Raw genomic sequence first — 12,271 nt, forward strand, 5'->3', positions numbered from 1 at the left:
GCGACGTGACTTTTGAGAAAGCCTAGCGGGCGAAAACCCAATACTGACTGAACAAATAGTTCGTCACCATTCCAACTAAGATACCCATTGCCATGGCGACAAAGACAGCCCCGTCAAATGCAGGCAGCATTTCTGTCATCAGCTTAAAACACAGCAAATTAGGTATTGCCGATATCGATGCTGACAGCATGAACTTTTGCCATTGAATCAACTTATCTGACCAACCGCCCTGCCCTTTGAACTCAAACGTCAGCACACGATTGCCCAACCAAGTTGTCGTGGCGGCAGCAATGAAGGCACCTATCCTTGCACTCATCAATGGCAACCCGGCAAGGTAGTGCAGCAACGAGAACACAGTGCAATCAACAACAAACCCACCAACACCAACCGCAGCGAACCGAATTATCTTATGGTGGGATTGTAAATTCTGGCTGTACACCCGAAGCTTATCTTTGCAAACGCGTAAGCTTGCGTTAAGGCTGACCATAGCTTCCAATTTGAATGTGACTCAACGATTGATTGGGTTTGATGTTCTGGCTATGACAGGTGAACAAAGCTCGCTTTATTTTGACGGTCGGCTCCAAAATACAGGTCAGTGCGTTCTCTTTGATCTTGGTTTCTACTTCCGATTTTTTCCCTATCAAGTAGAACTTGTCGATACCATCTAGCTGTTCAATATCGAGCAATTTCTTTGCCTGCCCATGGCTGTAAAACTGCCCCGAGAACGGTCGTTTACCCACGTAAAAACTTGGCGATGAATCTGTTATTTGTTCGAAGATGATACGGTCACTTTTTTCATTTGCCTTGCCTAAATTCAGGTACACCATCGCGATCATCAACAGCACAGGCAAAACAAGCGCAACGCTAGAGAACCACTTCTTGTCTTTTTCAACCACTAACATCGCCACCAGTAAACCAAGTGCTGGGATCCCCGGGAGCACATACGCAGGAAGAATGTTACCTGCCATGGTAAATAGAATCAGAGGTGAAATTAACCAACATACAAGAAATGAAAACAGCCCACGATTCTCAATGTTGATTTGAGCGATTTTCTTACGGCGAACGAACGCCAATATCGGTAAAACAATCGACCAAGGCGCGGCGGCTTGAATCCAGAATACCCAAATCATACCTCGCGTCTGGTCGTGTGCAGAGCCATAAAGATCCCCTTCCCAGCCGCTCACTGCAAAACGCTTAAAATGCTCGCCAACAATAAAGTAATCAATAAAACCCGGTGTCGCGATTTCAGCCATGATGTACCAAGGCAAAGCGATCGCCAGCATCAATCCAACACCAGATAACAATGGGAAACGTTGCCAAAGCACTTTGAAAGCACCAATAAACCCGTGTTGTAAAACTAGCCAAGGGAAAACCGCGATACCCATGATAACAATCGCAACAGGACCTTTTGCAAGTAAACCTAATGCCAAGCCAATGAAACCGATATATCCCCAATTTCTATTGGTCTTGTCACTGCCTTCTCCCTGCCAACACAAATAAAACCCAAGCATCGCAATCGTCATAGATAAGGTTAGCGCCATATCCGTCATTACAGCACCGGCAGCAATCGAGAAAATGCCACAGGTCGCCAATACCACTGCCGCAACCAGCGCACTTTGTCCGGTACGCTTTGCCATATACGCGATCAATAAAATTGTCGCGAAACCTGCCAACCAATGTGGAGCACGGACAGCAAACTCGCTTAACCCAAAAAGCTCAATGCCAATCGCACTCATCCAAGTAAACATCGGAGGCTTACCCCAAAAAGGGATGCCGTAATCGAACTGAGGGGTTAACCAATTGCCGGTTTCCACCATTAGACGCGCCATTTCCCCATAGCGAGCCTCAGTGGTATCCATCAACGGATACGTCGCCAAAGATAAGAGCCTCAAAACCAGTGCAAAAGCCAGTAAATACCATAGATGTGTTCTATTCAGGCTCATGCCGATTCCTCTAATTTAAAATGTGTTTTTAACGCAGGCGTATCGACCACAGATTGGATCAGATACAAAGGACGATTCTTGGTTTCAATGAAAATACGACCTATGTATTCCCCCATTAAACCGATACTCAGAAGTTGAATGCCACCGAGGGCAAGTTGAACCACCATCATGGATGGGTATCCTGTGATTGGCTCACCAAACATCATAGTTTTAAAGACAATAACCATCCCGTAGATAAACGCGCTTAGTGCGACCAAGCCACCGACTGCCGTAGCAATACGCAATGGTCGGATAGAGAATGACGTGATGCCATCCATCGCCAACCCGATCAACTTAAGGTAATTCCACTTCGTCTCCCCACAGAAGCGCGCATCACGATTAAATTGAATGGTCGCTTGGCGGAAGCCCGGCCATGAAAAAATGCCTTTCATGTAGCGGTTACGTTCTGGAAGTTGGTTAATATGGTCGACAACTTCACGGCTCAGCAGTCGGAAATCACCGACATTCTCAGGAACATCAATCTTCGCCGCTGCATTCATCACTTTATAAAAGCTGGCCGCTGAAAACTTCTTGAACCAGGTTTCACCGTCACGCTGGCTGCGCTGCATATTGACCACATCATAACCTTCACGCCATTTGGCAATCATTTGAGGAATTAACTCAGGTGGGTCTTGTAAGTCTGCATCTAATAAGATCACCGCTTGTCCGCGACAATGCTCTAAGCCTGCACTCATCGCCGACTCTTTACCGAAATTACGGCTCAGTCCGATAACAGAAATAGAACTATTGATTGAGGTAAATGAGCTCACCACATCTAAGCTGTTATCTTTACTGCCATCATCGACATAAACAATCTCACTGGTAATCGGCAGGCTATCTAACACCTTGGTTAAGCGTGAATGAAACTCTTCCAACACCTCTTGTTCGTTATAAAAAGGCACAATGATAGACAGCAAAACCGCTGGGTGGATCTGCGAGAGGGATTCTTTCGGTCGGCTAATATGAAGTTCAGACATACTACGTTCTTCTATTTATTAATCTGAAATCAATTTACGCGCTCATAAGTGAAAGTTATGTTATTGACATATTTTTCACGCTCACCCAGGATAATGTTAGTGTCTATTTCTGTATGAGAATCAAAATGAAACGAGTTCTATTGGTCGAAGATAACCGTGAAATTGCAGGTGTCTTATTTGATTATTTTGAGTGTATTGGCATGGAACTCGATTATGCCGACAATGGTGAGCTTGGCCTGCAACTCGCGATGGATAACTCTTTTGATATCATTATTTTAGATCTGATGTTGCCACGAATGGATGGACTGACAGTTTGCAACAAACTACGAGATCAAGGCAACGCAACGCCGATCCTGATGCTGACTGCACTCGATAGCCGCGAAGATATGCTGAAAGGCTTTGACCACGGTGCAGATGACTATCTCACCAAGCCCTTTGACTTAGATATTCTCGAAGCAAGGATGAATGCGCTGGTTCGCCGTTACCGCGGAAAAGTCGCCTCCTCTAAGCTTCAATTTGACGAGCTCACCATCGACCAGAAAACCCGCAAAGCTTACCGTCAAGACAAGCTACTTGCACTCAACCCAACCACCTATACCATTCTTGAGATGCTGTGCCAGAATGCACCTGAAGTGGTAACGCGTGAAGACATCTCGTACAAGCTATGGGAAGAAGACGAACCGAACAACGATGTGCTACGTAGTCACATCTACCAACTGCGTAATCAACTCGATAAGCCCTTTGATACCCAGATGCTAATTACGGTTCCTAAGGTTGGATTCCGCCTGGAGTCTTACAATTGATTCTCAATGTTCTCACTAGTACAAAAACCCTAACAGGCCGCTTAGCGCTTTTCTTTGGCTTAATGGCGGTGATTGTGACGGCATTTGTCTATGTGATCTTTATATCTGCACTGTTTTTGTCTGAAGACAGCGTCGGCGAAAGGCGAATCCTGATTGACCGCAACTACGCCATCAGTCAGTTTCAAGCTGGGGAGAATGGTGAATTAAGAATAGATGAACTGACCACCGCCTATAATGACCCAACTCTCATACCGGAAGAGTACTCTAAATTTATAAAAGGCAGAGAAAACTTCCTTGGCGAAGTGGGTCAAGAACCAAACTCGCGCATGGTCTATGTTGGTGAGTACACACACCAAGGAAAAACCTATCCTATTATTCTACTGTCTGAAATAGACCTTATCGAACTGGACCAAACAGAATCAGTATACGCAACAATGTTCATACTCACATTGCTCTCTATCCTAATTTTTTGCTTTGGTTCAATACTTTATCGATTATCCAAACGGCTTATTGAACCATTTAACTCTCTCTCTGCACAGCTTGAGTCGAACAAACTCAACCTCAACGAAGAATTTGGAGTAAGTGACGATGCTGCGATTGAATTCCGTCAACTGACCGATCAACTCAATCAATATCGTCGAGAAATCAACTACCTTATCAAGCGAGAACAAGCCTTTGCACGCTACGCAAGCCATGAATTGAGAACCCCGCTCACCGTTGCACGTGGTGCTAACAAGCTATTGCTTCGTAGTGATACTAGCGAGTTTCAATCTCGTCAGGTTGAGCGTATTGATGACGCCATCGTGCAGATGTCGGAGATGGTCGATGCCTTGCTTGGCCTCGTACGATATGAAAGAAACAGTGACGACGCACCACTGCGCTTATTTAGCCAACAAGAACTAGAAGCTATTGTGTCAAAAAGCACTTCACAGGCCTCTGACAAAGAGGTCGAGATATCATTAGCCGTTGAGTCTGAGCCGACCATTCAAGCCACCAGCGCGATCATGAACATGCTGATTGGTAACCTACTAAGGAATGCTATTGCTGCGACCAATAGTGGTACTGTGACAATTACTTTGTCTCAAAACGGCATCACGATTGAAGACCAAGGCGAAGGCTTACAAGATCAATACAACCCTAACGGTCACGGCTTAGGGTTGCTGATTGTTGACGACCTATGTCAACGCTATCACTGGGACTTCAAACTGTTCAACCGAACTTGCGGTGGATGCACAGCTCAAATCACCTTTTAGAGCGATCGATATTCACTAGTATCTATTGGATTCAATATCGAGTGAAAACTTGATGTAGTTGGTTTACAGAGCCAATAACCTGCTAGATACTCGTAAGTCCAATTTGATTTTAAAATGCTGGCTTTTTAGTCAGCATTTTTACTAAGTGCGATGAAACTAAATAATAGCCCTGTAACTCAGCATCAATATAACGACCACACTTTTTTCTTAAAGCGTGACGACCAGCTGCACTCCCATTTTTGTGGCAATAAAGCTCGCAAGTTTATGAAGTTGCTAGAAGACGATCATCCGAACATTACCACCCTGATCAGCTACGGTTCAGCTCAAGCGAACTCTCTGTTCTCACTGGCGGCATTGGCAAAGATTAAAGGCTGGACACTTGAGTTTTACGTCGACCACCTTCCCGAGTGGCTACTAGAACGCCCTATCGGCAATTACCGTGGTGCCATCGACCTCGGCGCTAAAGTCATTTCAGTCAAAGAGACAGGCTCTGAACTTCATCCACAAGCGTATATTGAGCAAATAAGACAACCAGACTCACAGTGTATCGTGTTACCTGAGGGTGGCCGCTCTCAACTTTCCGAATATGGCGTAAAACAACTGGCGATGGAAATACTGAGCTGGACTCGCTTTGAAAACCAATACGATTTTGTTGTGGCCCTACCCGCAGGAACTGGCAGTACTGCGCTGTACCTTCATAAGCATCTAAAGTTACACAATATCCCGGTGCTCACTTGCGCTTGTGTAGGTGGAAGTGACTACCTCACTCAGCAATTCAATGAGCTTGGCGAAAGCGAACATCCGCAGATATTGCCTCTCCCGAAAAAGCATCACTTTGGTAAACTGTATCAACAGGACTATCAGACATGGCTAGATCTGCAGGAGCAAACCGACATTGAGTTTGACCTGCTTTACGATCCATTGATGTGGCAATGTTTAGATCAATGGCAGGCAGATAATCCGACTAAAACCATTATCTATATTCATCAAGGTGGCATCTTAGGAAACGAGTCGATGTTACCACGCTACCAACGAAAGTATCCTGATATCAGAACAAGTCTTTCTAGCAGCGATAACAGCACAGCCCCTACTTGGTAATGGTTCAAACCTCTTAAACCTGTTATTCGAACAATCACAGTGACGACTACTGTGATTGTATCTTCCGCATAAGTTTCTTCCGTTTAAGACAGCTATCCTCCCTGCTTTACCCATCAAAGCCAAACTGACAATCTCGCGAGAATCATAACGTTATCTATACTTTCCATTGGATTGCCACTCGTCACCTGAAGGATTAATGTATGCGAGCACTTACTACACTAGGTCTGTTTTCGGTTTTGCTTCCTTTTGCAGCACACTCTGGAGAAAACGTCATCTACCAGGTGGATGGCATGGATTATGAAGGTTACTGGAGCGAAGCCAGCGATCAAGCCCCTCTAGTACTTTTAATACACGATTGGGATGGCTTGACCGACTACGAGAAAAAGCGTTCTGAGATGCTCAACGAACTCGGTTACAACGTGTTTGCTATCGACCTGTTTGGCAAAGACATTCGCCCAACAGAAGTGAAAGATAAAAAGCAACACACGGGCGAGTTGTATAAAGACCGGGAAAAAATGCGCGCACTACTTAATGCAGGCGCAATGGAAGCGCAAAGGCTTGGCGGTAACTTAGATAACAATGTGATGATGGGTTATTGTTTTGGTGGTGCTGCCGTCCTGGAAGCCGCGAGAGCAGGGATTCCATCCAAAGCTTATGTCACCTTCCACGGTGGTTTATCTACACCAAAAGGACAAGACTACTCACAAACCAAAGCACCTGTTGTCGTGTTCCATGGAACGGCAGATGCCATGATCTCAATGCAGGATTTTGGTAGCCTTGCTACTCAACTCGAATCGACCAAAGTCCCACATGAAATGATCACTTATAGTGGAGCACCACACGCCTTCACAGTATTCGGGTCTAACAACTATCATCATGAAGCTGACCAAAAATCCTGGGATCGCTTTGCTCAATTATTAAGTTCGGTTTCTCGTTAACTTTCAATCTAGGTAACAGGTCAACGGCAGCCTGTTACCTAATTCGTACTAATTATTAGCGAGTATTTCTTTAAATTTGGTGTTCGTCACTCAAAAAGAAAGCGCTTTCTTGTAGTCTATCACTATTATCAATTAAGTACTCTGAATCAGATATGCTTTTTTACTGTGAGTAAATTATGAAATATTTAGCAATACTACCAGCGGTATTCGCACTAAGCGCCTGCTCAACAGTGACAGAGTCACCGGTTAGCTATCACAAAACATCTCCGGGGCTAGAGTCGCTACGAAACAACGAAAACTGCTGCGAAACCCTGAGTAACATTCAATATCAAAGCATTACGAACCCAGAAGAAATATCTGTTTCGATCACCACAGCAAGCCCTAAAATCGAGTTCAAATCTGGCCGATCCTTTGCTGGAGGGCTAAAGCTTCCTACAACACTAGATGCTATTCGTTTTTCAGTGACTTCAAATGCTAATTATTCAGCATTTGTTCCGTCACTTTTGGTCTTAGACAAAAATTATCAGCCGCTAGATGTCATTGGCAATGAAAGTATTAAGTACCAGCCACTTAGCCTGCTTGATGGTGCTCGATATGGCGCACAAATAGAACTGCAAGAACGTTACTTAAACGGCGAGACTCCTGCTTACTTGGTCGTATTCACAACCAGCGAAGCACTCGCAGAAACAACTCCTGTCGAAAAACCAAGTGATATGGCGATACGTTCTGGCGATATTCAGGCAAACATAGCTCATAACACGGACTACGCCATCCCCCATTCAGCAATCGGGAAAGTCTCCTTTGATTTTAAATTCACAGCGGTAACCACCGTTGTTGAAGAACAAAACCGTCAAAAGCGAGTCCAACAAATTATTCCAGAATCAACCGTAGCCCAATCAGGTTTATTAACGGAAAATACACTGAATAAGAAAGAGGTTTATCAAACTCTTATAGAAAACTCGGTTTCATCTGGAGATTTTAGTGCAGCACTGACTTACGTTGAAGAATCTGAGCGATTAGGAATCGAAGGGATGCGAAACTCCTTTGTTAACGCGATGAAGCAATATCAAAAAGCACAATAACTCAGCCGCAAGTAGTCGTTTATTTTCTCTCACTTTACCTCTTTTTTGAGCAACGAGAGTTAAATAAACGACTGTTATCCCTCAGCCCTATTCAGGCATAAACGAAAACTCTAATTGCTCTAATTCTAAGCCTAATTTGATGAATTCAATATCCAAAGAATAAAAGCCTTTATCAAGCTTAACGGAAAGCCCCTCAACTGAAACTGTCTCGCCATTAGTACCATTCACTGATAGAGACATCGCGTACACGTTATTGAGACTTAAACTACACGCAGATTGAGCCAAAGTGCCGCTATCGTAGTTAACAATACCTGCACATCGATACACACCAGCCTGTTTAACTTCCAAAACAATGCTACGATTTTCTCTGATATTAAGTGGTAATACTATTGCATGTTGCTCTGCCGTCAGAGAGCAAAAGTCTCCATCAGTTTTCCTCTGTTGTTTATTAAGATTTTGGGTCGCCTCAAAGCTCTTAACTGGATCAAAAGCGACTAATGGGCGACCCATTGCTGGAGAGTCCATAATAAAACGACAAATATTCATCGCGCTTCGTTGCAACTCCCCTAAGCTCAACGTTCCGTTATCAAGCGCCTGTAACGTATCGTCATTCGACACGTTATTTTCCGCACCATCATGCTCAACAACCATATACAGATCATTTTGAGAGCGAAGCATAAAGGATGTGTAACTTCGACTTTCAGAACCACCTTTGATTGGGTCATTCATTTTTGCCCACCAATCCGTTATCACTATCCCTTTATAACCCCACTCCCCACGAAGAATCGTAGTATTGAGGTCGTAATTGGATGCAGCCCAGTGACCATTAATAGGATTGTAGGAGGTCATAACACTCGAAGCTCCTCCTTGTTTTACCGCTATCTCAAAAGGCTTCAGGTGAATCTCACGAAGCGCTCTCTGTGATACAACACTATCAACATCAAACCGTGACGTTTCTTGATCATTCGCCACCAAATGCTTGATTGTGCCACACACTCCTGCAGCTTTAAGACCAAGAGTTTGAGATGCAGCTATTACCCCTGAGAGAAATGGATCTTCTGAGAAATACTCAAAATTTCGACCATTCAAAGGGTGGCGGTGGATGTTAATCCCAGGACCAAGCAACGTATCAATATGATTGGCTTGCATCTCTTTCCCCACTAAATGAAATAGTTTCTCATTCAGCTCCGGGTTCCATGTACAGCCTAATAATGTACCAATTGGGACTTGAGATGCTTTATGTCCGCTGTCCATTCGGATACCAGACGGACCATCTGCAGCCGCAACGACAGGGATGCCTAAATCAAACAAGCTCGGCGAAACACCACCAAAAGCAGCAGCTGTACCAGGCGTCGCCTTAGGACTGCACATACCTTCACCGCGAACAATTGCCGCTAACTGCTTTACGGTCATTTGCGAGATGAATTCGTCAATGTCCGCTCGCCCCTGCTTAACATCCAGTAAACGGATTCCCTTATCTTCACTAAGAGGAATAGAACTTGGAAGCTCACTCAGAATACGTTTACTCAAATCTATAGTTCGTAGCGGCACCGATTCGTAATCGTAACTGTAAACACCATTTTTCCCGTTGCCTTTGGGGATCAATCTCTTAAATCCGGTGACAGGAGCAAGTGCTTCCGTTAATTGCTCAACAACCAACAGCTCTTCTATTTTAACGCTCTCACTAACAAGCTTTGCTTGGCGAACACTTCCTCCTAGATAAAAGTGATATTCTCCAGCTTCAAGTACGTAACTATTTGGCTGTCCCGTTTTACCGCAGTCATCAAATGACGCGAAGGAAGAAAGCGGACATGAAATTGTCAAACACACCGTTTCTTTCGGGTCCAAGGTCGGTGTTTTCACAAACCCGATCAGTGCTCGTGTTGGCTTACCAAGATGACCTTGAGGCGCTTCAACATATAATTGAACAACATCCTTGCCACTGTATTTCTCACCTATGTTTTTAACTTCAATATCAAATACCAGCTCTTGTTCAGAGCCAGAACCAAGAATCATTAGCGCATTTAATTGATTGGAAAAGCGGGTGTAGGACAGCCCAAAACCAAACTCAAATTGAACAGCTTTAGGATTGAAAGTTTCAAAATACCGATACCCGACATAGATATCTTCTTGGTACAGATTACGTTCTTTATTTCCGAAGCTAGCGCTGGAAGGGTAATCAGATAAAGAGTGCGCAATAGTGTCGGTCAAACGTCCACTCGGACTAACATCACCTGATAAAACATCAGCTAAAGCATGCCCACCTTCCATGCCTGCAGCCCAGCTATACAAAATCGCCTTGATCGACCTTGCATCTTTGAGTGAGCTTACCCATGACATATCAATAATGTTGGTCACGTTCAGTATCACAATGACGTCATCAAAATGTTCCGTCACTTTCTCCAACATTTGCATTTCGAGCGCGGTTAAATTGTAACTGCCTTGCTGCTGTGCATTATCTTGATCCTCACCCGCTGTTCGACCGATAAAAATAATGGCTTTGTTAGATTTGGCGGCGGCATCCATCACAACAGAAGCTGAAAGAGGCATTTCATCTTGAAACCAAGGTTCAGCTGCCCAACCACCGCCGCCGTCATTGAAAGGGTTGTCCTTGACCCAACGTTGGTATACCTCCACCAAACTGAGATTAAGATTGATGTTTGGATTCTCATACAAGCCCTGTAATGCATTAACTGAATAAGGGACATTCACCGCTCCACCAGATCCTGTGCCACTTCGGTAGGTATCAATCTGACAGCGACCAAAAAGAGACACCGTATCACTAGCCTGCAATGGCAATATTGAATCACTATTTTTTAGTAGCACAATGCCCTCAGTAGCCGCTTGTCGACTTATGGGTGCAAGTTGCTTCTGTGCTTCGAGAATTTCCACAGTATTCATTTTAAGTCCTACTATTTTTTTACTTAGAGCAAAAATTTGACCTCTCGCCCTAAAAGTTAATATTGTCTTTGTTCAAAAAATAGTAATCTTAACTACGGCGTGTAACTACCAAATAAGCGACAAAAATAGGTAAAATAGCGACATGAAAACCAAGTTTAGACTCCAAAGTCATCAGAGATATCCTCAGATAAAATTTGCCTATGTCGATGGTCATCACGATTTCGACTTTGACGTACATAGCCATGACTTTTCTGAACTTTTCTTAGTTGTGAGTGGTAGTGGAAAGCATACGGTAGCTAGCCACACTTACCCTTTAAGTACAGGAGATGTATTTGTTATTAATGGTGATATTGAACATGGATTTTGTGAAGTAAATAAACTGAAGATTGTAAACTTGATGTTTGATACAGCATTGCCTTTTTTTGAGGTCCCTTCAATGCGGCAAATGCCAGGTTATCAAGCGCTTTTCAAGATAGAACCAATTGCTCGACAAGCATCTGAATATCAAGCAAAACTTACGTTATCACTTTCTCAGTTGAAACGAGTCAATGGGCTTCTACAACAAATCAAATCGGAATACGACAACGCAGAACAGGGGTTTGAAATCATATTGACGAGCACAATGCAGCAACTTGCGATAGAACTTGCTCGGCGATATCAAGAACAGACCCATAGCTTACCAAAAACAACCCTGGCATTGAGCCGTGCTCTCGCACATATTGACCATCATTACAAAGAAGTAGGATTAGATACAGAAACCATTGCACAAGCGGCGTATATCAGCAAGCGGCAACTAGAAAGGTTATTCAGGCAGTTTTTAAATACATCCCCAAGCCAATACGTCAAAGACCTTCAAATTCGACACTCGGCAACCTTATTATTAAACGACAACAAAAGCATCCAACACATTGCAGAGTCTTGCGGCTTTTCTGACAGCAACTATTTCTCCAAGTGTTTTAAGGCCCAAAATGGATGCAGCCCTCGCGAATTTAGAAAGAAACATTCTTCCCATAGAGCTGAGTTTTGAATATTAAAAGACTAAATGCACAGGCATAAAAAAACCGCCTCTCTCGAAGCGGTTGATGAGTAGCCTTTGGCAAGGAATTACTGAGATAGACTCAAAACATAAGCGACTCATTGCAATAAAAATGAATCTCTATGTGCTGCTAGGATAGAGCTCAACTATTGCAATAAATAGGATATCGAGAACCTTGCCCGCCCTAAAGGCAAGGCCGTC

10 protein-coding genes are annotated in these 12,271 nt (G+C 43.9%); 6 read left to right on the forward strand and 4 right to left on the reverse strand.

Annotation, left to right across the window (positions count from 1 at the left end):
- Nucleotides 1-22: 22 nt before the first annotated feature.
- The 3 genes from F0228_RS14665 to F0228_RS14675 are packed head-to-tail and all read right to left on the reverse strand — an operon-like array spanning nucleotide 23 to nucleotide 2,959.
- Nucleotides 23-487, reverse strand: coding sequence for a GtrA family protein (locus tag F0228_RS14665; RefSeq protein ID WP_171762394.1), 465 nt, complete (start codon nucleotides 485-487; stop codon nucleotides 23-25).
- A complete protein-coding gene (locus tag F0228_RS14670) occupies nucleotides 474-1,943 on the reverse strand; it encodes a glycosyltransferase family 39 protein (RefSeq protein WP_171762395.1) in 1,470 nt (489 codons plus the stop codon). The genes F0228_RS14665 and F0228_RS14670 overlap by 14 nt, the downstream gene beginning before the upstream one ends.
- Nucleotides 1,940-2,959: a glycosyltransferase family 2 protein gene (locus tag F0228_RS14675; protein WP_061032827.1), complete on the reverse strand. Its 1,020-nt coding sequence runs from the start codon at nucleotides 2,957-2,959 to the stop codon at nucleotides 1,940-1,942. The genes F0228_RS14670 and F0228_RS14675 overlap by 4 nt, the downstream gene beginning before the upstream one ends.
- Nucleotides 2,960-3,084: 125 nt before the next feature.
- Here F0228_RS14675 and F0228_RS14680 point away from each other — a divergent pair, with 125 nt between their 5' ends.
- The 5 genes from F0228_RS14680 to F0228_RS14700 all read left to right on the forward strand — a co-directional run bounded on the left by F0228_RS14680 (nucleotide 3,085) and on the right by F0228_RS14700 (nucleotide 8,133).
- A complete protein-coding gene (locus tag F0228_RS14680) occupies nucleotides 3,085-3,762 on the forward strand; it encodes a response regulator transcription factor (RefSeq protein WP_004741618.1) in 678 nt (225 codons plus the stop codon).
- Nucleotides 3,759-5,015 (forward strand): HAMP domain-containing sensor histidine kinase, encoded by a 1,257-nt coding sequence (locus F0228_RS14685; RefSeq protein ID WP_171762396.1) that lies wholly within the window; start codon nucleotides 3,759-3,761, stop codon nucleotides 5,013-5,015. The genes F0228_RS14680 and F0228_RS14685 overlap by 4 nt, the downstream gene beginning before the upstream one ends.
- Before the next feature lie 150 nt (nucleotides 5,016-5,165).
- On the forward strand, nucleotides 5,166-6,113 hold the full coding sequence (locus F0228_RS14690) for a 1-aminocyclopropane-1-carboxylate deaminase/D-cysteine desulfhydrase (protein WP_171731917.1): 948 nt from the start codon (nucleotides 5,166-5,168) through the stop codon (nucleotides 6,111-6,113).
- Nucleotides 6,114-6,313: 200 nt separating this feature from the next.
- Entirely contained in the window at nucleotides 6,314-7,051 is a 738-nt protein-coding gene (locus F0228_RS14695; RefSeq protein ID WP_061032830.1) for a dienelactone hydrolase family protein, read from the forward strand.
- Nucleotides 7,052-7,227: 176 nt separating this feature from the next.
- Nucleotides 7,228-8,133 (forward strand): MalM family protein, encoded by a 906-nt coding sequence (locus tag F0228_RS14700; RefSeq protein WP_171731918.1) that lies wholly within the window; start codon nucleotides 7,228-7,230, stop codon nucleotides 8,131-8,133.
- An 87-nt stretch (nucleotides 8,134-8,220) separates the two neighbouring features.
- Here the strand turns inward: F0228_RS14700 and F0228_RS14705 are convergent, their stop codons facing one another.
- Entirely contained in the window at nucleotides 8,221-11,034 is a 2,814-nt protein-coding gene (locus F0228_RS14705; RefSeq protein WP_061032832.1) for a glycoside hydrolase family 3 protein, read from the reverse strand.
- A 142-nt stretch (nucleotides 11,035-11,176) separates the two neighbouring features.
- Here F0228_RS14705 and F0228_RS14710 point away from each other — a divergent pair, with 142 nt between their 5' ends.
- Nucleotides 11,177-12,061 carry a helix-turn-helix domain-containing protein gene (locus F0228_RS14710; protein ID WP_105057363.1) on the forward strand — a complete coding sequence of 295 codons (885 nt, stop codon included), beginning with the start codon at nucleotides 11,177-11,179 and terminating at the stop codon, nucleotides 12,059-12,061.
- Nucleotides 12,062-12,271 lie beyond the last annotated feature (210 nt).

The sequence above is a fragment of the Vibrio sp. 99K-1 genome (assembly GCF_013114585.1).
GTDB classification, from domain to species: domain Bacteria; phylum Pseudomonadota; class Gammaproteobacteria; order Enterobacterales; family Vibrionaceae; genus Vibrio; species Vibrio chagasii_B.